Here is a 23,645-nt window from a genome sequence, read left to right as displayed (position 1 = left end):
CTTAGCCGCTGTTTTTAGCTGTTTTCACGGCACAGAATCTTGACTTTTGTCTGGATGTATGATATGCTGTCTAAGCGATTTAGCGTGGTAAAGTAATCAATTGATAAAAGAATAAAGCACTGCGCAAGGGAGGACGAACTTATGAAAAGAAAATTAGCATTGGCTCTGGCTGCGACACTTATGCTGTCAACGGCTCTTACAGGGTGCGGAAGTAAAGAAGATACAGCGAAGGATTCCGGCAGTTCAGAAAAGAAAGAGACAAAGAGTAAGACAGAAGTGGTCAATGAAGAAAAGGCGGAGGGTGATAAGTTTACACTTGGATTCGATGCAAGTTTCCCGCCTTATGGGTATAAGGATGACGATGGTGAATATGTGGGATTTGACCTGGACCTGGCCCAGGAAGTGTGTGACAGGAATGGATGGGAGCTTGTAAAGCAGCCGATCGACTGGGATGCAAAGGATATGGAATTAAGCTCAGGTACGATCGACTGTATCTGGAATGGATTTACGATGAATGGCCGCGAGGATGATTACACATGGTCTGATCCATATGTGGACAACAGCCAGGTGGTTGTCGTGGCAGAGGATTCCGGTATCAAATCACTGGAAGACCTGGCAGGCAGGATTGTCGAGGTGCAGGCGGACTCTTCGGCGCTGGCAGCACTGGAAGGCGACCAGAAGGAACTTGCGGATACATTCGGACAACTGACACAGGTGCCGGATTATAATACCGCATTCATGGATCTGGAGGCCGGAGCGGCAGAGGCGGTTGCGATGGATGTCGGTGTTGCAAAATATCAGATCGCTTCCAGAAACGGCGGCTACATAACACTTGACGAAACAATATCTTCAGAGCAGTATGCGGTTGGTTTCAACAAAGGCAATGAAAAGTTAAGAGACCAGGTTCAGAAGACGTTAAATGAGATGGCAGATGACGGCACATTCATGACGATTGCAAAAAAATGGGGTGTTGAGGACTCTGTTACTTTAGGCAAATAAAATAAGAAAAGATGGAAAAAAGGTCAGGAACTGTATCTGGCCTTTTTATCCAGTTAAGACCCGGAGGACGATGAAATGAAGATTAGTATTATGGCGATGATAGGGCAGCTGTCAGGCGGAATGCTGGTTACGATTGAAATATTTGTGGCTACGCTTTTGTTTTCCCTGCCGTTGGGATTGATTGTTGCATTTGGAAGGATGTCAAGAATTAAGGTCATACAGTGGATCACGAAGGCGTACATATCTATTATGCGCGGGACACCGCTTATGCTGCAGCTGATGGTTGTTTACTTCGGGCCGTTTTACATATTCGGAATCCGGATCTCCACTTCCTACAGGCTCACTGCGACATTGATTGCGTTTGCGATCAATTATGCCGCGTATTTTGCCGAGATATACCGGGGCGGGATCGAATCTATGCCGGTGGGACAGTATGAAGCGGCGAGACTCCTGGGGTACAGCAGGGTGCAGACCTTCTTCCGCATTATTTTCCCGCAGGTAATCAAGCGGATTATGCCGTCTGTAACCAATGAGGTAATCACACTTGTAAAGGATACTTCTCTGGCATTTGCGATTGCAGTTGCCGAAATGTTTACGACGGCCAAGATGATTGCGTCATCACAGACTTCTGTAATCCCTCTTGTTGCGGCAGGGATATTCTACTATATCTTCAATCTTGTCGTGGCTGTTATCATGGAGGGGATTGAAAAGAAGCTGAATTACTACCAATAGGAGGAAATGTCATGAGTTTGCTGGAAATGAAACATATAAAAAAGAGCTTTGACGGCTTTGGAGTGCTTGAGGATATTTCCCTGACGGTAGAGGAGGGCGAGGTCCTTGCGATCATCGGGCCTTCCGGTTCAGGAAAATCTACACTTCTGCGCTGTGCAACGAATCTTGAGGCACCGGATGAGGGGGAGATTCATTATGAGGGAGAGTACGGACTTGTATTTCAGAACTTCAACCTGTTTCCCCATTTTTCTGTGATAAGGAATATTACCGATGCACCAATCAAGGTGCAGAAAAGAAATAAAGACGAGGTATTTGCCGAGGCAAGGGCACTGCTTCAGAAAATGGGACTTCAGGATAAGGAGAACGCTTATCCTTACCAGCTGTCGGGCGGACAGCAGCAGAGGGTTTCCATTGCAAGGGCACTTGCGATGAACCCGAAAATTTTATTCTTCGATGAACCGACATCGGCCCTCGACCCGGAACTGACAGGTGAGATACTGAAGGTCATTAAAGATCTGGCTGCGGAACATATGACGATGGTGATCGTGACACATGAGATGAATTTTGCCAGAAATGTGGCCGACCATATTATATTTATGGACAAGGGAGTCATAGCCGAGCAGGGGACTCCGGATGAAGTATTCGGCTCTGACAACACGAGGATGAAGGAGTTTCTGGGGAAACTTTCAGAAGAATATTGATAAATGCAATACTATATATAAGTGTTACTTATATATTCACGCAAAAATAAATAATGAACATTATTTTATACAAGGCAGAGGGTATATTGATTTTCCCTCTGCCTTGTATTATAATTAGCCTGCGAGACTTTGTTTTTCACGATTTGAAAGACAGTCGTACCATTTAACGAGGATAAAACAAAAAGGACAGGTGTGAACGTATGAAAAAATTAGAGCAGTTATACGAAGGAAAAGCAAAGAAAGTATTTTCAACAGAGGACCCGGATATTGTAATTGTAGATTATAAAGATGATGCCACTGCATTCAATGGCGAGAAAAAAGGAACAATCGTAGGAAAAGGCGTAATCAATAACCGCATGACCAACTATATTTTCCAAGTACTGGAAAAAGAAGGCGTTCCGACTCACTATGTAGAGGAATTAAGCGACCGTGAGACGGCAGTGAAGAAAGTCGAGATCGTCCCGCTGGAAGTCATCGTGCGTAACGTGGCAGCAGGAAGTTTTTCCAAGAAGCTGGGCATCGAAGAAGGAAGAAAATTATTAGCACCGACACTGGAATTCAGCTACAAAGATGATGATCTTGGCGACCCGATGATCAACGACTACTTTGCAATCGCAATCGGGGCTGCTACAAGAGAAGAGATCGACAAGATCACAGAATATACATTCAAGGTGAATGATGTCCTGAAAAAGTTCTTCGATGAAGCAGGTATCGAACTGATTGATTTCAAGATCGAATTCGGAAGATTCCACGGTGATATCATCCTTGCCGACGAGATTTCACCGGATACATGCAGACTGTGGGACAAAGAGACTCATGAGAAACTTGACAAAGACCGTTTCCGCAGGGACATGGGCAATGTAGAAGATGCATATCAGGAAGTCTTTAAACGTATCGGCATCAAATAGGATAAAATTTGAAACAGAATAGGAGATAACATTTTATGAGTACGGACCGTTATGTCAGCCCTCTTTCCGAGCGTTATGCCAGTAAAGAGATGCAGTATATATTTTCACCGGATAAGAAGTTCAGGACATGGAGGAGGCTCTGGATCGCCCTTGCCGAGACGGAGAAGGAACTGGGACTGAATATTACCGATGAGCAGATTGAGGAATTAAAGGCCCATGCGGACGATATCAATTATGATGTGGCGAAAGAACGTGAGAAAGTAGTGCGCCATGACGTGATGTCACATGTGTACGCTTATGGTGTGCAGTGCCCGAAAGCAAAGGGGATCATCCATCTGGGGGCAACTTCATGTTATGTAGGGGATAACACGGATATGATCGTGATGTCCGAGGCACTGAAGCTGGTCCGCACAAAGCTTATCAATGTCATTGCCGAGCTGGCGAAGTTTGCCGGTGAATATAAGGCACAGCCGACACTCGCTTTCACACATTTCCAGCCGGCACAGCCGACAACGGTCGGAAAGCGTGCAACGCTCTGGATGCAGGAATTTGAGATGGATCTGGAAGATCTGGACTATGTTCTGGGAAGCCTGAAGCTTCTTGGGTCTAAAGGGACGACAGGGACACAGGCAAGCTTTCTGGAACTGTTTGACGGGGATCAGGAAACAATCGACAAGATCGACCCGATGATCGCTGAAAAGATGGGATTCAAAGCATGCTACCCGGTTTCCGGACAGACATATTCCAGAAAAGTGGACACAAGGGTGCTGAATGTGCTTGCAGGTATCGCGGCCAGTGCACATAAGTTCTCCAATGATATCCGTCTGCTCCAGCATCTGAAAGAAGTCGAGGAGCCGTTTGAAAAGACACAGATTGGTTCTTCTGCTATGGCATACAAGAGAAACCCTATGAGAAGTGAGAGAATTGCATCTCTGTCCAGATATGTGATGATCGACGCCCTGAATCCGGCAGTTACATCGGCTACCCAGTGGTTTGAAAGAACACTGGATGATTCCGCCAACAAGCGCTTAAGCGTGCCGGAAGGCTTTCTGGCTATCGATGGTATCCTGGATCTTTGCTTAAATGTAGTGGACGGGCTCGTTGTGTATCCGAAAGTCATTGAAAAGCGTCTGATGTCAGAGCTTCCGTTCATGGCAACGGAGAACATCATGATGGATGCCGTAAAAGCCGGCGGGGACAGACAGGAACTTCATGAGAAAATCCGTGAGCTTTCTATGGAAGCGGGACGCAATGTGAAGGAGAAGGGACTGGATAATAACCTTCTCGAACTGATTGCCGCAGACGATGCATTCAACATGAGTCTGGAAGACCTGAAGAAGACGATGGACCCATCCAAATATGTGGGACGTGCAAAAGAGCAGGTTGAGGCATATTTAGGCCGCGTGATCAATCCTTTGCTTGAGGAGAATCATGACGTGCTGGGAGTAAAAGCCGAAATTAATGTATAGGCTTCTGCAGTCAGGAAAAATTTTTTTAAAGAGTATATTCAGTGAAGAAGGCATTGAAAAGCAGACGGTAACAGGCTTTTCAGTGCCTTTACTGTAACTGCGGATGTAAGGTTGACATTACTCTGGGGAAGACATATAATTACAGGAGAAGATGATAAAGTATAGAGGTGTAAAGTAAATGAAAAACAGAATCCGGGAATTTCGTGAACAAAGAGGCATGACACAGGAACAGCTTGGAGAACTCGTGGGGACATCCAGACAGGCAGTCAATGCAATAGAAACGGAGAAATTTGAACCATCTATCTGGCTGGCACATGATATCGCACAAGTATTCGGGTGCACCATTGAGGAAATCTTTTTATTTCAGGAAAGTGTCAGAAAATCAAGAGCTGACAGCAGCAGAGGAGGAAAAAATGGCAGTTAGAAACATACGGTATCAGGGTGATCCTTTATTGAGAAAAAAGTGTAAAGAAGTGAAATGCATAGATGGCAGGATCAGGCAGATACTCGGGGACATGATGGAGACACTGCACCAGACCGGGAATGGTGCGGCGCTGGCGGCGAACCAGGTGGGAATTTTGAAAAGACTGGTCGTAATCGATTATTGCGGCCATACCCTGAAACTGGTGAATCCTGAGATAATTGGAAGAAGTGGTGTTCAGGAATGTGTGGAGGGCTGTTTAAGCTTTCCAAATCGTTTTGTAAAGACCATCCGTCCAGAGCAAGTTACGATTCAGGCACTGGATGAAAATGGCGGGGAGCTGATTCTGACCGGCGAGGGGGAGATGGCAAAATGTTTTTGCCATGAACTTGAACATTTAGACGGGGAAATCTTTTTGGATAAAGCAATTGCAGAAATTGACATGTCTAAAGAAACGTCTGATTGTGAATAATGGTGAATAATATGTAGAGTATGGAAATATTAATGATTGCATCGGTGTATGGATTGCGATACAATGACAGAAAGAAATAACAAGCGTATATGCAGACAGATGATGTATTGGGGAAGACCCGAAGGAGGCAGTAATTATGGCATTATGGATTATTCTCGCAGTTGTAGTGATTCTTGTGATCTGGCTTATCAGTTCCTATAACGGTTTTGTCAAATTGAGGAACAAAGCGGAAGAGGCATTTTCGGCAATGGACGTATCTTTGAAAAAAAGGTATGACCTGATCCCTAATTATGTGGAGACTGTCAAAGGTTATGCAAAGCATGAGTCTGAGACTCTGGAGAAGGTCATTTCCGCGCGGAATGCAGCGATGAATGCATCGACTGCCAAGGAGCGGATTGAAAATGATAATATTCTGAGTAATACATTGAAGTCTCTATTTGCGTTATCGGAAGCTTACCCGGACCTGAAGGCAAACCAGAACTTCATCCAGCTTCAGGACCAGCTTTCACGCATTGAAGAAGAGATTGCGGGATCCAGAAGATACTACAACGGTGTTGTAAACCGTTTTAATACGAAGATCGAGATGTTCCCGGGCAATATTCTGGCAGGCATTTTCGGGTTCAGGAGAAAACCTCTGTACGAGGTGGAAACGGCTGGCCAGAGAGAAAATGTAAAGGTATCATTTTAACAGCGCTGTCAGGGGGATATGCATATGAAGAGGATGAGCGGTAGAGCGGTTTCATTTTTGGTCTGGGGCGGGATCTGGCTGCTTTTGACATTCGGCTCCGGGGCTGTGGAGAAGAGGACAACGACCACGGCAGGGGTAGAACAGGATACGGCCATGAATACCCGGTATTTTAATACAGACGTTGTTGTCAGGGAAGACCGGTCCTATGAGGTGACGGAACATATCGGCGTGGATTTTCTGGATGCAAGGCATGGGATTTACCGCCATATCCCGTACAAGGGAGTTATCTATTCCCTTGATGAGAATGCAAAGCTGAGGCCGGTTCCGTATCATGCGAAAATTACGGACATTCATTCAGACTCCGGTCTGGATGTGACATCAGAAAATGGCAGCAAGGTCCTGCGTCTCGGGGATGCGGATGCCTTTGCGGGGGCTCAGGAAGAGTATAAGATTTCCTATACAGTCATCCCAAGGGTACAGACAGAGGATTATTATGAGACAACATACAATGTCATGCCCGGCCAGTGGCAGAACAGGATTCCGGCGGGGAGTCGATTTAGTATCACATTTCCGAAGGAAATAGATCATAGCAAGCTTCGCTTTTACTATGGTAGTTACGGGGGAATCGAGAATGCAAAGGAGATTCTGAAATTAACCTGGGATGGTAATACGGTAACCGGTATATTAAAGACGGACCTGAGAATTGGGGAAGGAATTACTTTTTATGCACCCGTGGAAAAAGGCTATTTTACAGGGGCGAACAGTCTGTCATTTTTAAGATGGCTTTTGTTCCTGCCGGGGATCGCAGTATTCCTGCTGATACTGATCCTGTTTTTAAAATTTGGAAAAGACGAACCGATTATTACATCGATCCAGTACCAGCCCCCGGAAGGGCTGGACAGTGCCGCGGTCGGATATATTATTGACGGAAGCGTGGAGGACAAGGATGTTCTTTCCCTGATTATCTACTGGGCGGATAAAGGGTATGTGCGGATCGAAGAAATGGCGGACCATGAACTGTGTCTGTATAAGCTCGCAGAGCTTCCGGCAGATGCACCGAATTACCAGCATACGGTCTTCCGAAAACTATTTGAGCGGGGGGCGGAACGTAAAATCTCAGAACTTCAGTACAAGTTCAGGGGAACTTTGGACATGGCAAAGACACAACTGAAGAATTATTTCAAGAGCGGTGGAAATGATATGCTGTATACCCGCGGGTCAAAGATTTCCCGCGTGGTTTCGAAGGTTTTATGTACGCTGCCACTTGCATGGTTTATGGCGGTTACCAGTATTTATTCTTATACAAGTATAGGCAGGGGGGTCCTGCAGGTGGTCCTGTGGGCTGTGCTGCTGGCCGGCATGCTGATCTTCTGTTCCAATATTGATGACTGGTATGCAAAAGCGAATGTGTCACGAAAAGGGACGGCTGCTGTTACACTGGGAATCTGTTTTCTCTCTACGGCAGTCTATACAGGCAGTTATATCATGCGGGTGATCCAGAGAGAGGTGTTTGATTATATCTGGGTCCTGATTCCATTGCTTGTCATGACTGGCGCATCGATCGGCATGACAGGTTTTATGAAGAGCAGGACTCCCAAGTGTGCCGAGTGGATGGGACGCATTGCAGGTCTGAGAGATTTCATAGAGACGGCAGAACTGGACCGGATGAATGAACTGGCAAAGACCGATCCTCAATGGTTTTACCACGTGATACCGTATGCATATGTGTTCGGTCTCTCGGACGTGTTTGCAAAAAAACTGAAGAATTTGTCTCTGGCTGCACCACAGTGGTATACACCATATCACAGCTATACATTCTTCGACTATTATATGTTTAACAGGCTGATGATAAGCGGCCTGAACAAAACAGCGTCGACCCTGACCGTGCCTCAGCCTTCTGTGACCTCGGGAACAGGTCACGGAGGCGGAGGTTTTACGGGAGGCGGCTTCTCAGGGGGCGGATTTTCCGGAGGCGGTTTCGGCGGCGGAGGCGGCGGGAGCTGGTAACAGGAGTGCCCGGAGTATATTAAAAAAGCGTAAAGGAATGCTGTAAAAGCTTGCAGCATTCCTTTTTCTTGTGTAAAATCGTGATGTTTCAGCTGCTGTGCACACCAGAATGGTATGTACAGCAGCATGTTTCTGCAAAAAAGCAAAGAAATGTTGCATAATAGTTGCAGCGCTGCCGTTTCTTTTGTAAAATCAGTTATTGTGGTGTTTGGAAAATTATAGAAGGTACAGGTGAGGGATTATGGAATATTGCGGTAAAATTACAAGAAACATGTTAAGTAAAAGAAGAATGTTTTCGGCGTTGGGTGCCACGCTGGCGATGATAATTCTGACGGGGACGGCATATGAACTGCCGGAGTTGAATTATGCAGAAATTGCGTCAGCAGATACAAAGATGATGGAAGAAATGACAAAGAATCCATACCAGCCGATAGCAGGAAACATTAATGGATGGGATCCGGCAAAGATTCTGACACAGTGGCCGGATAGTGTTAAATTCCCGTGGAAAAATATGGAGGCCGGTGCTGTAAGGCTAAAGAATGCGAATATGTATATCGGGCCGGCAGTCGTTCTGCCGGATGAAAGTGGTATGAATCTGACGGGAAATTTGTATTCCGGACCGGATATAGCGATGGATCACCATGCAGCAGGTGAAAATACATATGGAAAGTACCCTTTCACTCCGGACCCGCCGGAGATTGTGATACCCGGCACACCGGAGAATGTGGTACCCGGTACACCAGAGAATGTGGTACCCGGTACACCAGAAACAGTACTGCCTGACACACCGGAGAATGTGGTGCCTGATATACCGGAAACGGTTCTGCCCGACACGCCGGAAATTGTGCCGCCCGATGTACCGGACGAAGGCTCTGGCACGGATGTGCCGAATGATGGAACTGCACCGGACACTCCTTCAGACGGAACTGTGAATGCAGCGGCAGGATTCGAAATTAATGAGGAGGGACTGCTCTGCCGCTTTATACCGGAGGAGGCCCAGATTGATGACGGTTACTTAGTCCTTCCTGCTGAAGGCTGTACGGGGATAGTGAGTGGTGCATTTGATAACGCCGGGGAGGGAATCACTGATATTGAGATTCCGGATAATATAACTTATATTGAAGACGGTGCACTGTTTGATAAGGATATGACAACAATCGTTTCATTTCCAAGCGGCAGAATCGGGACCTATGAACTTCCATCCTCTGTAACGCGTATTGCTGATTACGCTTTTGCTAATACGAATCTGTCAAAGCTGGTCATGATCAAAAGTCTGCCGCCGGAAGTGGGCAGCATGGCATTTGGTGAAAGTGGAGGCAGTGGTTTAGTGATTTCTGCTCCTCCAGATTATTTCGAAGAGTTTCAGGAAATCTTCTCCGGTTTTCAGGTAACTGTACAGTTAAAGTAATCGGGGGTTTCACAAGTAATGTATTTGTGTTAAAATGTTTAAGTATTTATACAGCCGGGGATTAGAGCGTGTTTGATAAATCAGCCGTATACATGATTTATCAAACACGCTCTGGGGAATACCAGATTCCCGGCATAAGCGGATTGAAAAGGCAGGACATATAAATATGGATTATAAACTTGTTATGAATACAGCGGTCCTGGCGGGGGAACTGATGTTGTGCAGCGGAGCCGAGACGTACCGTGTGGAAGATACGATGAACCATATCCTTCGTACCGCGGGCACACAGACGGTGGAGGCTACTGTGATGATGACAGGTCTTGTGGCGACATTAGGGGGCCCGGACATGGAACCGATCACTGCCACGAAGCGTGTGCAGGAACGTGGGACGAACCTGAACTGCATCATGGAAGTAAATGATATATCCAGAAAGTACTGTTCCGGTGGGCTGACGCTGGAAGAATCCTATGAGAGACTGAAAAAGGCCGGCGGGAAACAGCACCGCACATGGATCTATAATCTGGCAACAATCCTTGCAGCCACCGGATTTGCACCATTGTTTGGCGGAGGGGTTACGGAGGTAGGGGCGGCAGTCCTGACTGGTACGGTGCTTGCCCTGACGCATACCATTGGAAAACGGCTGGGGATCAATGGTTTCATTCTGGACATGCTGTCTTCCTTTGCGATAGCACTGGCTGCTATTTCACTGAAACAGGTCATACCGTCTGTGAATGATAATATTATCATTATGAGTTCGATCATGCCCCTGGTTCCCGGTGTGGCAATTACGAATGCGGTGCGGGATACACTTCAGGGGGATTATATTTCCGGAGGGGCCAGAATACTGGAGGCATTCCTGATTGCGGCCTCAGTTGCACTTGGCGTCGGTGCGGGCATTGCACTGGCAGGCGTATTCTTCCGTGGAGGTGGGCTGATATGATGCTGGTATTCGGGGTGGCGGGATGTTTTGTGGCCGTGGCTGCATTCGCGGTATTGCTGGAGACACCGAAGAAGTACATGCTGCACGATGGGATCGTAGGTGCGATCGGCGGTTTTGTCTATCTGTTCAGTGTGCAGTGCCACGTGGATGCCGTACTGGCATCTTTCTTTTCGGCACTTGCAATCGCACTGACCTCGCACATCTTTGCCAGAGTATTTAAAGCCCCGGTGACCATATTTTTGATAGCGGGTATTCTGCCGACCGTTCCCGGTGCCGGTATGTACCGGATTGTTTATTATCTGATAGCCAATGACAGTGCACAGTGCAGTTATTACCTGACACAGACACTGGAAATTGCGGGAGTTATCTCACTTGCCGTTTTTATTATGGACACCTTGTTTAAGGTGCACTTAAAAAAAACGGTTCCGAAAGATACACATTAGGAATGTGAATTGAAATGTTGAACAATCGTGGGACTTGATTTATAATGATTTTAACAATGAAACCTGCGGCAAATGTGTAAGGAATAGGAAGGCGGGATGAGTATGCCGGGCGCTAATATTTTACAAATGCTGAAAGAGAGTCAGTATACTGTTGCGATGAGCGGGATTGAGATGCTTTTGGAGAATGGATATCCCGGATTGAGGGACGGGGCTGTGTCATATGATATCGAGCAGAAGTACGGTTATTCTGTGGAGGAGATCATGAGCAGTGCCTTTTATGCAACCAGGAAGGAACTTTTTTTTGAATTTTACAAAAATGAGGTTCTTGCGCAGACAGAGATACCGCCGGGAAAGGGATTTATGAACCTCCAGAAACTGGAAGGGTACGGCCTGATACAATGTTCAATTACCAAACGCATATTTGGACTTTTAGAGAGGGCGGGCTGTAAAAACGTGGTCAACCTGCACGGTTCCGTGTATGATAACTTCTGCCCCCACTGCAGGAAGGAATATCCGATAGAGTACATGAAGAATGCAAAGGGGATCCCCCTTTGTGAAAAATGTGAGAATACAATCCGCCCGAAGATCACATTGTTCGGGGAGATGGTAGATAATGGCATTGTGACGAAAGCTGCCGAAGAGATTCAGAAGGCAGACGTGCTGCTTGTTCTGGGAACGAGCCTGCATGCAGCACTGTGCCATCAGCTGATTCAGTATTACAATGGGGAGAAGCTGATCCTTATTACAAATCAGGAGCATTATTCAGATAAGCTGGCAGATGTAGTGATATACAGCAGAGTCGATGATGCACTTGAAAAACTGGTAAAGACATACCAGATAAATTCAAAATAAGAAACAGAAAATGGAGAAAATGACATGAGTAAAGTAAGAACAAGGTTCGCACCAAGTCCGACAGGGAGGATGCATGTAGGAAATTTAAGGACGGCGTTATACGCATATCTAATTGCAAAGCATGAGGGGGGCGATTTTATCCTCCGTGTGGAAGATACAGATCAGGAGCGCTTTGTGGAAGGGGCTCTGGAGATTATATACCGGACACTGGAAAAAACAGGCCTGATTCATGATGAGGGACCCGACAAAGACCGCGGGTACGGCCCATATGTGCAGAGTGAGAGAAATGCTTCCGGATTATACCTGAAGTATGCAAAACAACTTGTGGAACAGGGCGATGCTTACTATTGCTTTTGTGATAAAGAAAGACTGGAGTCTTTAAAGACTTCTGTATCTGAAGACGGGACAGATATTGTTGTATACGACAAGCACTGCCTCGGGCTTTCCAAAGAAGAGGTGGAGGCAAAGCTGGCAGAAGGGACACCGTGGGTCATCCGTCTGAACGTACCGAATGAAGGCACGACAACTTTCCAGGATGAGATATACGGGGATATTACAGTCCCGAATGCAGAACTCGATGATATGATCCTGATCAAATCAGACGGGTTCCCGACCTATAATTTTGCAAATGTAATCGATGACCATTTGATGGAGATCACCCATGTAGTAAGGGGAAATGAATATCTTTCCTCTGCACCGAAGTACAACCGCCTGTATGAGGCATTCGGATGGGAAGTCCCTGTTTATGTACACTGTCCCCTGATTACAGATGAGAACCATAAGAAGCTGAGCAAACGATGCGGGCATTCTTCTTATGAGGACCTGATCGAGCAGGGATTTGTTTCGGAAGCCGTTGTAAACTTCGTAGCACTTTTAGGCTGGAGCCCGGCGGATACGAGGGAGATTTTCACCCTGCAGGAGCTGGTGGAAGCTTTTGACTACCGCCATATGAACAAGTCACCGGCGGTATTTGACACTGTAAAGTTAAAGTGGATGAACGGGGAGTATATAAAGGCAATGGACTTTGACCGGTTCTATGAGATGGCAGAGCCATATATAAAAGAAGTCATCAAAAAGGACTATGACCTAAAGAAGATTGCCGGACTTGTAAAGTCAAGGATCGAGGTATTCCCGGACATTACCGGGCAGATCGATTTCTTTGAAGAACTTCCGGAGTATGATACGGCAATGTACACCCATAAGAAGATGAAGACGAATGAGGAGACATCATTAGAAGTACTGAAAGAACTGCTTCCGCTTCTGGAGGCCCAGGAAGATTACAGTAATGATGCCCTGTTCGAAACGCTGAAAGGGTACGTGGCAGAGAAGGGCTGTAAGAACGGTTATGTTATGTGGCCGGTCAGAACCGCTGTTTCAGGAAAACAGAACACACCCGGAGGTGCCACGGAGATCATGGAGATTCTCGGAAAAGAAGAATCTATAAGCAGGATTAAAACTGCGATTGAGAAGTTAAGCTGAACAAATGACTGGGAAAGAGGTATATATGAGTTTCAGTAAGGCTCAAACAGAGGCAGTCACTCATGGGAAAGGCCCATGTCTCGTACTGGCGGGTCCCGGTTCCGGGAAAACCCTGACAATTGTGAACCGAATGAAATACCTGATTGAAGAACAAAAAGTAAGGCCAGAAGAAATTCTGGTCATTACTTTTACTAAGTATGCGGCCACGGAGATGAAGAACCGCTTTATAAATCTGATGGGAAGTAAGAAGCTTCCTGTCACTGTTGGCACGTTCCACGGAATATACTATGGGATACTGAAATGGGCCTACAGGTTCGGGCCTCAGAATATTTTATCAGAGGAAGAAAAATACCAGCTGATCCGCCATGTCGTGAACCAGCAGGAGAATATAGAGATTTTTGATGAAGAAGATTTCCTGCAGGAGATTGCAACGGAAATCGGGAAGATAAAGAATAACAGGCTTGATATAGAGACCTATAAATCAACAAAATGTAATGCCGGTGCATTCCGGGATATCTACCGGCAGTACGAAGAGGAGCGTAAAAAAGCAAGAAAAATCGATTTTGACGATATGCTTGTTCTCTGCTATGAATTATTCAGTGCCAGAGCGGATATCCTGAAAATGTGGCAGGAAAAGTTTCAGTATATTCTAATAGATGAATTCCAGGATATTAACCAGGTACAGTATGACGTGATTAAAATGCTTTCAGCCCCTCAAAATAATCTGTTTGCGGTCGGAGACGACGATCAGTCCATTTACGGATTCCGGGGTGCGGATGCAAAGCTGATGTTCCAGTTTAAGAAAGATTTTCCGGGTGCAAAGCAGATCCTTCTGGATATCAATTACCGTTCCACATCGAATATTGTGGAAAATGCCCTGAAGGTGATCGGACATAACGAAGTACGTTTTGACAAGGCAATCCGGGCGGATAAACAGGCAGGGGCGAGTCTCCATGTACAGGAGGTGCGGGATCCGGTTGAGGAAGGCTCATATATTCTGGATGAAATACAGGAACGAATCAGGTCAGGGGTAAAACCGGAGGAGATTGCAGTTTTGTTCCGCATCCATACAGATGCAAGGCCGCTTGTGGAAGGCCTTTTAGAGCGTCAGATCCCGTTTCAAATGAGGGAGCATATGCCGAACATTTATAATCATTTTATTGCAAAAGATATCCGGACATATTTTAAAATGGCGCTCGGAAGCCGTGAAAGACAGGATTTCCTGCAGATCATGAACCGGCCGAAGCGGTATATTGGCAGGGACAGCCTGTCTGGGAGGAATGTTTCTTTCGAAGATTTAAGAAGATTCTACTGTGATAAAGAATGGATGCAGGACAGGGTAGACCAATTTGAGTGGGACTTGAAAATGCTTGTGAAAATGGCTCCCTACGCGGCTATCCAATATCTGAGGAAACGGATTGGATATGACGATTTTCTGAGAGAATATGCAAAGGAAAGAAAAATCAATGCAGGCGACCTGTTCGAGGTAATGGCGGAGCTGGAAGAGGCTGCCCGCCCATATGCGACGCTGGAAGAGTGGTTTACGCATGTTGAGGAGTATACCAATACTCTGAAGCTCAGGGAGAAGAAAAAAGAACTGAATCATGAAGGCGTCCGCCTGATGACGATGCACGCGGCAAAGGGGCTGGAATTCGACACGGTTTACATTATCGAGGCCAACGAGGGTCAGGTACCCTATAAAAAGGCGCTGAAAGAACAGGGGATTGAGGAGGAAAGACGGCTTTTTTATGTAGCAATGACCAGAGCAAAGGAACTGCTTAAAATCGTGTATGTTAAAACAAAAAACGGAAAGGAGACATCCCCTTCCCGTTTTGTTGATGAGTTATTCCTCGTCTGAGTCGTCATCCAGATCCAGGTCTTCAAATTCCTGAGTATCCAGCCACTCATCGAACTTATCAGCAGCACGTTCGTATTCATCATCATCTTCGATGTTCTCGAGCTCCGGTTCACCCGGTGTCTTTTCAGAGAAGCGGTAAAGGAAGACTTGTCCTTCCTCATTGCTGCCTTCCTCATCCAGGGGGAGCAGGGCAATATATTCCTGTCCGTCCACTTCATAGATTGTGAGTACAGCGCACTCAAGTTCTTCATTGTTGTCGAGTGTTAATGTTACGGTGAGTGATTCGTTTTCTTCGTTCATAGATGATCTCCTTTATTGGTTGGCTTATTCTGCAGTTTTATCGGCAGATCCTTCCGCGGGTGCAGATTGATGCGGCCCTTGGATATACCTTAACTCTAACAAAAAGAAGAGTAAAAAGCAAGGGGAAACATACACGGGATGGCAGTTGTTGCTATTGACAGTTACTGCTCACTCCCCAGCCTATCACTACGCTGATAGGCTGGGAGGAAGAACGTAAAGTAGCCAATAAGCCTGCTCCTCGCCGCAGGCGACTTTAAATGAGCAGGCGCTTTACTGTTTACAGGCTTGCCTGTGAACAGTAACTATTGACATTGGGGAGAAAAACGGTAGAATGGAAGAAGCAGGTGATTGACAGATTCAGAAACATGTAGGAGGTTAACAGATGAAAAAGAAAATACTGAGCGTACTCCTTGTAGTTCTGACAGCATCCATGATGCTCGCGGGCTGCAAGAAAAATGTAGGTACGCCTGAAGATAATGCAGTACAGGAAACAGAGAATGAGGATGGCGGCGAGGAAGAAGAGGAAGTGTACGACGGCTATACCTTCGGCTATAGCTGTATAGATATGGGCAATCCTTATTTCGATACCCTTAAGAAGTCTATAGAGACATCTCTGAATGAAAAGGAATACCATTTGGTTACAAAGGACCCGGGTTCAGATGTGGAGCTTCAGATACAGCAGATTCAGGAAATGATAGAAGAAGGCGTGGATGCCGTGTTTTTATGCCCGGTTGACTGGGAGAAGATCACACCGGCTCTGGAGGCGTTGAAAGAAGCGGATATCCCGGTAATCAATATCGATACACAGGTAAAGGAAACCGGCCTGATTACGGCCTATGTAGGTTCGGACAATAAGAACGCAGGTTATCTGTGCGGTGAGGATCTTGTAAAACACCGTCCTGACGGAGGAAAGATTGTCATACTGGAATGCCCTTCCATGAATTCTATCAATGAGAGAATTACGGGATTTGAGAGTGCGATTACAAATGCGGGCTTTGAAGTGCTTGCGAGAGCAGATGTAAAAGGGAAAAAAGATACGGCAAAGGAAGAGATGAAGAGAATTCTGACCGACAATCCGAAGATTGATGCTGTTATGTGCGGGAATGACCAGGTGGCGCTTGGGGCAGTCGAGGCGCTTGAAGAGGCCGGCAGGAAAGATGTTCTCGTATACGGCGTGGATGGTTCACCCGGAGTGAAAAGTGAGTTATCGAAACCGGGGACTTTAATGGAAGGGACAGGGGCCCAGTCACCGATCAATATAGGGAAGAAAGCTGTCGAGGTAGGAATTGCAATTCTGGACGACGATGATTACGAGAGAGAGACATATGAAGAGACGTTCTTTATCAATAAGGAAAATGTAGAGATGTACGGCACCGACGGCTGGCAGTAAAAGGAAGAGAGGACCTAGAGAATATGAGAGAAGTGCAGGGAGTTCCATATCCACTGGGAGTAAGGATCGTAAAAGACAGGGTGAATTTTGCAGTGGCGGTGCCCGCGGGAGCCGCTTGTGAACTTATGTTGTACGAAAAGGGCGGACAGGTCCCCGGGCAGGTATTCTCCATGCCAGAAGAAAAGGCTGTGGGTGAGGTCCGGTTTCTGGCAGTAGAAGGGCTGGAGCCGGATAAGTATGAATATAATTACAGAATTGGCGGACGGGTGAGTATAGACCCGTTCGTCAGGGAAATCACGGGACAGCATGCATTTGGAGAGAAGGCAGACCTCGAGTCCCACCAGATACGCGGGAAGATCAGCACGGGTTCCTTTGACTGGGAGGGAGACTCCCAGTTGAAGATCCCTTACCATGAAGTGATTGCGTATAGTCTGCATGTCAGGGGCTTCACGATGCACAGTTCCTCCCATGTAAAACATAAAGGAACTTTTCTGGGCGCTGCCGGGAAGATTCCCTATCTGAAAGAACTGGGGATCAACCAGATCCAGTGTATGCCTGTTTATGAGTTCGAGGAGTACACGGGAAAATACCAGAATTACTGGGGATACGGACCCGGATATTACTTCGCCCCTAAGGCGGCCTACAGTGCATCAGGGAACCCCTGTCTTGAACTGAAGGAGATGGTAAAGCAATATCACAAAGCCGGCATAGAAGTCGTTCTGGAGATGCCTTTTGCGGCCGGGATTCTTCCGCAGAAAGCATGGGAGTGCCTCAGATACTATACTCTGGAATATCATGTTGATGGTTTTGTAGTGAATCCATATACCGTACCGTGGGATATGCTTGTCGGCGACCCTCTTTTAAAGGGCGTCAAAATCATGAAAAAAGAGGATACCTTCCAGAACATCATGCGCCGTTTCCTGAAGGGGGACGAAGGCATGGTAAATGACGTTATTTGGGCGCTGCGCCATAACACAAAAGAAGATGGCTGCTGCAATTACATCACGACACATACAGGGTTTACCATGTTTGACCTCGTATCCTATGACGGAAAACATAATGAGGCTAACGGGGAACGCAATCAGGACGGCCCGGATTACAATTACAGCTGGAACTGCGGAGTGGAAGGCCCGAGCCGTAAAAAAGCAGTGGTGGAACTTAGGAGGAACCAGATACGGAACGCATTTTTCCTGCTGCTGATGGCCCAGGGAACGCCGTGCCTGCTGGCGGGAGATGAATTTGGGAATACACAGAAAGGGAACAATAATGTGTATTGCCAGGACAATGAATTGTCCTGGCTCAACTGGAGTAAGAAAAAGACCAGCGATGACTTGTTCCAGTATGTGAAGGAACTGATTGCATTGAGAAAATCACATCCTGTGCTCCATCGTGCGGACCTTCTTCTGGGTCTGGACCAGACCGCATGCGGAACGCCGGACGTATCTTACCACGGAGAGAATGCATGGCAGATTCCGGCGGAGATTGCAAGCCGCCAGCTCGGAATTCTATACAGTGGCAGCGGACTAAAAGACGATGACTGCTTCATTGCATACAATATGCACTGGGAAAAGCATTCCTTTGCCCTGCCGACGCTGGGAAAGAAGAAAAAGTGGTATCGGGTGACAGAGACAAGGCTGGGAGTAGAAAAGAGCAGTATTCCGCTTGAAAATCAGAAGATGATTGAGCTAAAGGAAAGAAGCATCGTACTGCTGATCGGGAAATAAGAAGTATGACAGCATATAACAGAAAAAGGAACTGCGGCTGGCAGTTCCCTTTTTTGTTTTCATAGTTATCCGGGATAGTACATCTGTGTATCCTGTATGTCTATGAGTACTTCATTCAGATATTTTTTTGCCAGGTATCTGGCCATCGGCAGATTCATATCGAGGTAATTCCCGCAGTCTTTCGCAGAAGCCCCGGGGACTTCTCCTTCAAAAGTGGATATAAAGCTGAACATTTCCTGCATAAGGGGAACTATATCGGCTGAGTCATAACTGCCTCCCAGAAGCAGATAGAATCCGGTACGGCAGCCCATTGGGCCGAAATAGAGGACTTTGTTCCCGTATGCAGGATGGTTCCTTAAAAAAGTAGCACCGAGGTGTTCAATCGTGTGTACTTCAGCTGTATTCATGACGGGTTCCTCATTTGGATTCGTCATACGTATGTCGAAGGTGGTGACAGGATGCTCGTTTATGAAATCCTTTCGTGAAACATAGAGTCCGGGAATTAATTTTAAATGATCTATGGTGAAGCTTGTTATCTTTTCCATGATAGTTCCTCCTTGAAATTATATGAAATCCAGTATGGCTTCAATATCTTAAAAATTATTATAGCGGGTGTAGAGGAAGAAGACAAGCACAAATTAGGGGCAGGGTACAGCCTGCGCAGTAACTTGACGGCAGGAACAGGAATGTTTATACTATACAGATACATATAGACATAAATCAGGAGGTATGGCATGAGATTATATTTAGTTCGTCATGGTGAGACGGCGTGGAATAAATTAGGAAAAGTACAGGGACATTCGGACATCCCCCTGAACGACTATGGCAGGCATCTGGCAAAACAGACGGCAGAGGGACTGAAAGATGTCACCTTCGATGCAGCCTACACAAGCCCTCTGGCCCGTGCCCGTGAGACTGCACGGATCATACTTTCAGGCAGGACAGTTCCTCTATATGACGAACCAAGGATTCAGGAAATGGGGTTTGGAGTCTGTGAGGGGATGCGCTGCAGAGGGGAAAACCGGGATCCGGACAGTGATGAATTCAATAAATTCTTTACGGACACAGCCGGTTATAAAGTACCAAAAGGCGGAGAGTCCATACCCGAAGTGGAAAAAAGGGTTCAGGAATTTCTGGAGGAATTATACAATAGGGAAGAATTTACAGACAAAACAATCCTTATCTCGACTCATGGTGCGTCCCTGACGGCCATGTTAAACTGCATCAAAGGGGAAACCGATATATCCAGATTCTGGATAAATGGCGTTCCGAAGAACTGTGCTGTTACCATTGTAGAAGTAAGGGACGGTAAGCCGGAAATTCTGGAAGAAGGCAAAGTATTTTATTAGAGCTTGTTTGAGCTGCACAGTGAGTGCACATATAAATGATAGAACTGTTTTTGTCAGGAGAAGTGTTCAGAAGAGGTGAAAATTGATAGTTATGGAATCAGTTTTCATGCCGGTATACTGCGAAAAGATTCAGGCTTTTCGCAGTATACCGGCAGCACCTCTTATGGGCACTTCTTTTTTGTCCGGTGTTTTATGAATCTTTTTGATTATGAAATTATGGATGATTACGAAAAATGTTTCCATGTATTGTATATAATATTATAGTTGCTTTTGTTTTACTTTTTAGTTCGAAAACTGGTAAAATATACCAGCGGGTACTGCCGCATAAATGTGCGATAATAGTTGTGTCGTAAAAGGAGGGAAAGGAATGCACAAATGCTTTGGTTATGTGAGGGTATCTTCTAAAGACCAGAATGTAGAACGACAGTTGGTTGCAATGGAGCATCTGAAGATACCGGAAAAAAATCTTTACGTGGAAAAGATATCCGGAAAAGATTTCGACAGACCCGAATATAAAAGACTTCTCAGAAATATCAGACGGGACGATGTCCTGTACGTAAAATCCATCGATCGCCTGGGAAGAAATTATGAGGATATAATAGAGCAGTGGAGGTACATAACGAAGGAAATAGGAGCAGACATTGTAGTAATTGATATGCCGCTTCTGGACACAAGGAAGGGGAAAGATCTGGTAGGTACACTGATTGCTGATATTGTACTGCAGCTTTTGTCTTTTGTAGCGCAGAGCGAACGCGAGAGCATCAGGCAGAGACAGGCGGAGGGAATTGCAGTGGCAAAAGCAAGGGGCGTACATTTTGGGAGAGAGTCCCTTAAGATTCCCAAAACATTCGAAAATGTATACTGGGAGTGGAAACGGCAGGAAATCAGCGCCAGAGAGGCATCCAGAAGGCTGAATGTAGATTTTAAAACTTTTAAAAAATGGTGCAGCCAAAAAGAAGAGATGTAAAAATATGGTAAAAATAATGCAGAAAAAGGTAGACTTTATTCTGCATTGTTGATAATATAATAATAGTTGGTATGCATCTGGTGATGAAAAAGGTAGACTTTGGTCAACAAATACATTCCTGTACTTTTTAGCTAAAAAAAGATAGTCCTTAGATAGGAAATAAATAACATTTCCATAAAAAATTATAATCTGCCATATATAAATTAATCTTAACAATAATGCAGAATAAAGTCTGCTTTAATCCGCAGTACCATAAGGAGGAATAAGTTATGTCAAGAGAAGAGGGACTGTTAGAGGTTCTGACACATCGGGTAGGTGCGAATTATATATCTGATTTGAGAAAAGATGAGTTTCGCAATTCTTTGATCGGCGCTATCGAAAGTATAGACAGTACAGCATATGCTGTCGGAGAATGGTCCGATGTGCTGGATTACTTAACCGGGATGAAGACACAGATTCTGAACCCTGAGGAGGGCAAGAAAACGCTGCTTAGAGCGTTGTAACAGACGTAAAGAAAGTGATGAAAAAAGGCCATACCAGAGACATGAAGTCTTTTCTGGTAGGGCCTTTTTGGTCCTGTTGCGAAATTCGATTAATCTTCGTCTTCGGTTTCCACTGTATAAGTATATCTCTTTCTAGCCATTTCATCACTTTCAAGATATTCATCGTAAGTGGTAATCTTATCAATCAGTTTACCGCCAGGCACGATTTCCATAATACGGTTAGCCGTTGTCTGTACAATCTGATGGTCGCGTGAGGTGAAGAGGAGTACTCCCGGAAACTTGATCATTCCGTTATTCAGCGCGGTGATTGATTCCATATCCAGATGGTTAGTAGGTTCATCCAGAAGCAGTACGTTTGCACCAGAGATCATCATTTTGGAAAGCAGGCAGCGCACCTTCTCTCCTCCGGAAAGCACTTTCAGACGTTTCACACCGTCTTCACCGGCAAAGAGCATTCTTCCGAGGAATCCGCGGACATAGGTCGCGTCTTTATTTTCGGAATACTGGGTCAGCCATTCGGTGATCGTGTAGTCATTGTCAAATTCCCCACCGAAGTCTTTCGGGAAGTATGCCTGTGTGGTTGTAATTCCCCATTTATAAGTTCCGGCATCCGGCTCCATCTCGCCGATGAGTATTTTAAACAGTACTGTTTTTGCAAGCTCGTTGCTTCCGACAAAGGCTACTTTATCGTCGTGCCCGAGAGTGAAGGTAATGTTGTCCAGAATCTTTTCTCCGTCGATTGTCTTGGAGAGCCCTTCTACAGTGAGAACCTCGTTACCGATTTCACGGTTCGGACGGAAGTCGATGTAAGGGTACTTTCTGCTGGAAGGTTTGATCTCGTCCAGTTCAATCTTTTCCAAGGCTTTCTTTCTGGAAGTTGCCTGTTTGGATTTGGAAGCGTTGGCACTGAACCGGGAAATGAATTCCTGAAGCTCTTTGATCTTTTCTTCCTTCTTCTTGTTTGCTTCTTTCATCTGGCGGATCAGCAGCTGGCTGGATTCATACCAGAAATCATAGTTACCGGCATAGAGCTGGATCTTGCCGTAATCGATATCAGCGATCTGTGTACATACCTTGTTTAGGAAGTAACGGTCATGGGATACGACGATGACTGTATTTTCAAAATTAATGAGGAATTCTTCCAGCCATGCGATCGCATCCAGGTCCAAATGGTTGGTAGGCTCGTCCAACAGCAGGATATCCGGATTTCCGAATAATGCCTGGGCAAGCAGGACCTTGACTTTTTCGGCACCGGTTAAGTCCCTCAGGTATTTATAATGAAGGTCTGTGTCAATTCCAAGCCCGTTCAAAAGGGTGGCAGCATCGGATTCTGCTTCCCAGCCGTTCATAGTGGCAAATTCGCCTTCAAGCTCACTTGCCTTAATACCGTCCTCTTCTGTGAAGTCTTCCTTTGCATAGATGACTTCTTTTTCCTTCATGATTTCATAAAGGCGGGCGTTTCCCATGATGACGGTGTCCAGTACGAGACAGTCATCGTATTTGTAGTGGTCCTGCTGCAGGAAGGAGAGTCGCTCGCCGGGAGTAATGACGATATCCCCTTTTGTCGGCTCAAGCTGTCCGGACAGAATCTTTAAGAATGTAGACTTTCCGGCTCCGTTCGCACCGATCATTCCGTAACAGTTCCCTTCTGTGAATTTAATGTTCACATCTTCAAACAGCGCTTTTTTTCCAACGCGCAATGTCACATTATTTGCACTGATCATGTTTGTAATCTCCTTTAAATCGTGTTCGTGTACTGCACAAGGCCAGCTTACCGGCATATGGAGGCAGCACGTATATTTTCCGCTGTTTTCCCGCGCCCCGGGAGGTCCGGATCGGGCTTACAGGCCCGGAAGCTGACGGGGGGATTAAATACCCCGCAGCCTGCTGTGGGAATTTTGGCTACAACGATTATATTAACATGAGAAGCATGGAAATAGCAAGGTTTCCATAGGTTTTCGGGAAAATTAACAAAGTTGTTGTTTTCGAATAAAGAAAATCGTTATATAATGGGAAAAGAAAAGCGAGGAGGCAA

The 23,645-nt window shown here is 45.9% G+C and carries 23 protein-coding genes; 20 read left to right on the top strand and 3 right to left on the bottom strand.

Annotation, left to right across the window (positions count from 1 at the left end; translation table 11 throughout):
• Positions 1-141 precede the first annotated feature (141 nt).
• The 15 genes from DWX43_RS18130 to DWX43_RS18060 all read left to right on the top strand — a co-directional run bounded on the left by DWX43_RS18130 (position 142) and on the right by DWX43_RS18060 (position 15,377).
• On the top strand, positions 142-999 hold the full coding sequence (locus DWX43_RS18130) for an amino acid ABC transporter substrate-binding protein (RefSeq protein WP_109729308.1): 858 nt from the start codon (positions 142-144) through the stop codon (positions 997-999).
• Positions 1,000-1,074: 75 nt separating this feature from the next.
• A complete protein-coding gene (locus tag DWX43_RS18125; protein WP_109729307.1) occupies positions 1,075-1,731 on the top strand; it encodes an amino acid ABC transporter permease in 657 nt (218 codons plus the stop codon).
• 11 nt (positions 1,732-1,742) lie between these two features.
• On the top strand, positions 1,743-2,432 hold the full coding sequence (locus DWX43_RS18120) for an amino acid ABC transporter ATP-binding protein (RefSeq protein WP_109729306.1): 690 nt from the start codon (positions 1,743-1,745) through the stop codon (positions 2,430-2,432).
• 200 nt (positions 2,433-2,632) lie between these two features.
• Complete coding sequence (gene purC / locus DWX43_RS18115) at positions 2,633-3,340, top strand: phosphoribosylaminoimidazolesuccinocarboxamide synthase (RefSeq protein ID WP_109729305.1); 708 nt, start codon at positions 2,633-2,635, stop codon at positions 3,338-3,340.
• Positions 3,341-3,375: 35 nt separating this feature from the next.
• Positions 3,376-4,809 (top strand): adenylosuccinate lyase, encoded by a 1,434-nt coding sequence (purB, locus tag DWX43_RS18110; protein WP_118621334.1) that lies wholly within the window; start codon positions 3,376-3,378, stop codon positions 4,807-4,809.
• A gap of 178 nt (positions 4,810-4,987) precedes the next feature.
• Positions 4,988-5,233: a helix-turn-helix transcriptional regulator gene (locus DWX43_RS18105; RefSeq protein WP_109729303.1), complete on the top strand. Its 246-nt coding sequence runs from the start codon at positions 4,988-4,990 to the stop codon at positions 5,231-5,233.
• On the top strand, positions 5,223-5,702 hold the full coding sequence (gene def / locus DWX43_RS18100) for a peptide deformylase (RefSeq protein WP_118621333.1): 480 nt from the start codon (positions 5,223-5,225) through the stop codon (positions 5,700-5,702). Before DWX43_RS18105 ends, def begins: the two co-directional genes overlap by 11 nt.
• A 136-nt stretch (positions 5,703-5,838) precedes the next feature.
• Positions 5,839-6,390, top strand: a complete 552-nt coding sequence (locus DWX43_RS18095) for a LemA family protein (protein ID WP_182440754.1) — start codon at positions 5,839-5,841, stop codon at positions 6,388-6,390.
• A 24-nt stretch (positions 6,391-6,414) separates the two neighbouring features.
• A complete protein-coding gene (locus DWX43_RS18090) occupies positions 6,415-8,397 on the top strand; it encodes a DUF2207 domain-containing protein (protein WP_243099388.1) in 1,983 nt (660 codons plus the stop codon).
• A 241-nt stretch (positions 8,398-8,638) separates the two neighbouring features.
• Positions 8,639-9,805 (top strand): leucine-rich repeat protein, encoded by a 1,167-nt coding sequence (locus DWX43_RS18085; RefSeq protein ID WP_118621331.1) that lies wholly within the window; start codon positions 8,639-8,641, stop codon positions 9,803-9,805.
• Between the two features lie 166 nt (positions 9,806-9,971).
• Positions 9,972-10,745, top strand: coding sequence for a threonine/serine exporter family protein (locus tag DWX43_RS18080; RefSeq protein WP_118621330.1), 774 nt, complete (start codon positions 9,972-9,974; stop codon positions 10,743-10,745).
• Positions 10,742-11,188, top strand: coding sequence for a threonine/serine exporter family protein (locus DWX43_RS18075; protein WP_109729298.1), 447 nt, complete (start codon positions 10,742-10,744; stop codon positions 11,186-11,188). Before DWX43_RS18080 ends, DWX43_RS18075 begins: the two co-directional genes overlap by 4 nt.
• Before the next feature lie 102 nt (positions 11,189-11,290).
• Positions 11,291-12,040 (top strand): Sir2 family NAD-dependent protein deacetylase, encoded by a 750-nt coding sequence (locus tag DWX43_RS18070; RefSeq protein WP_181368532.1) that lies wholly within the window; start codon positions 11,291-11,293, stop codon positions 12,038-12,040.
• Between the two features lie 24 nt (positions 12,041-12,064).
• Positions 12,065-13,519: a glutamate--tRNA ligase gene (gltX, locus tag DWX43_RS18065; RefSeq protein ID WP_109729297.1), complete on the top strand. Its 1,455-nt coding sequence runs from the start codon at positions 12,065-12,067 to the stop codon at positions 13,517-13,519.
• A 25-nt stretch (positions 13,520-13,544) separates the two neighbouring features.
• Positions 13,545-15,377 carry an ATP-dependent helicase gene (locus DWX43_RS18060; RefSeq protein WP_118621329.1) on the top strand — a complete coding sequence of 611 codons (1,833 nt, stop codon included), beginning with the start codon at positions 13,545-13,547 and terminating at the stop codon, positions 15,375-15,377.
• Here the strand turns inward: DWX43_RS18060 and DWX43_RS18055 are convergent.
• Entirely contained in the window at positions 15,363-15,677 is a 315-nt protein-coding gene (locus DWX43_RS18055) for a DUF1292 domain-containing protein (protein ID WP_109729295.1), read from the bottom strand. The genes DWX43_RS18060 and DWX43_RS18055 overlap by 15 nt on opposite strands.
• A gap of 382 nt (positions 15,678-16,059) precedes the next feature.
• Between DWX43_RS18055 and DWX43_RS18050 the strand changes: the two genes are divergently transcribed.
• Together DWX43_RS18050 and DWX43_RS18045 are read left to right on the top strand one after the other, a co-directional pair.
• Positions 16,060-17,067, top strand: coding sequence for a sugar ABC transporter substrate-binding protein (locus DWX43_RS18050; RefSeq protein WP_109729294.1), 1,008 nt, complete (start codon positions 16,060-16,062; stop codon positions 17,065-17,067).
• Positions 17,068-17,090: 23 nt separating this feature from the next.
• Complete coding sequence (locus DWX43_RS18045; protein ID WP_118621328.1) at positions 17,091-18,791, top strand: glycogen debranching protein; 1,701 nt, start codon at positions 17,091-17,093, stop codon at positions 18,789-18,791.
• A gap of 65 nt (positions 18,792-18,856) precedes the next feature.
• Here the strand turns inward: DWX43_RS18045 and DWX43_RS18040 are convergent, their stop codons facing one another.
• Positions 18,857-19,336, bottom strand: a complete 480-nt coding sequence (locus tag DWX43_RS18040) for an S-ribosylhomocysteine lyase (RefSeq protein WP_118621327.1) — start codon at positions 19,334-19,336, stop codon at positions 18,857-18,859.
• Between the two features lie 189 nt (positions 19,337-19,525).
• On the opposite strand from DWX43_RS18040, the gene DWX43_RS18035 reads away from it, so the two are divergent.
• The 3 genes from DWX43_RS18035 to DWX43_RS18020 all read left to right on the top strand — a co-directional run bounded on the left by DWX43_RS18035 (position 19,526) and on the right by DWX43_RS18020 (position 21,610).
• A complete protein-coding gene (locus DWX43_RS18035; protein WP_109729291.1) occupies positions 19,526-20,140 on the top strand; it encodes a histidine phosphatase family protein in 615 nt (204 codons plus the stop codon).
• A gap of 367 nt (positions 20,141-20,507) precedes the next feature.
• Positions 20,508-21,107, top strand: a complete 600-nt coding sequence (locus DWX43_RS18025) for a recombinase family protein (protein WP_109729290.1) — start codon at positions 20,508-20,510, stop codon at positions 21,105-21,107.
• Positions 21,108-21,376: 269 nt separating this feature from the next.
• Positions 21,377-21,610 carry a hypothetical protein gene (locus tag DWX43_RS18020; protein ID WP_118621325.1) on the top strand — a complete coding sequence of 78 codons (234 nt, stop codon included), beginning with the start codon at positions 21,377-21,379 and terminating at the stop codon, positions 21,608-21,610.
• Positions 21,611-21,699: 89 nt separating this feature from the next.
• Here the strand turns inward: DWX43_RS18020 and DWX43_RS18015 are convergent, their stop codons facing one another.
• Complete coding sequence (locus DWX43_RS18015; RefSeq protein WP_109729120.1) at positions 21,700-23,334, bottom strand: ATP-binding cassette domain-containing protein; 1,635 nt, start codon at positions 23,332-23,334, stop codon at positions 21,700-21,702.
• Between the last annotated feature and the right edge of the window lie 311 nt (positions 23,335-23,645).

It is taken from the genome of Clostridium sp. AF19-22AC, assembly GCF_003479085.1.
Classification (GTDB): domain Bacteria; phylum Bacillota; class Clostridia; order Lachnospirales; family Lachnospiraceae; genus Faecalicatena_A; species Faecalicatena_A orotica.
Note: the sequence above shows the minus strand (reverse complement) of the source record. Positions and strands in the feature narration are given on the sequence as shown.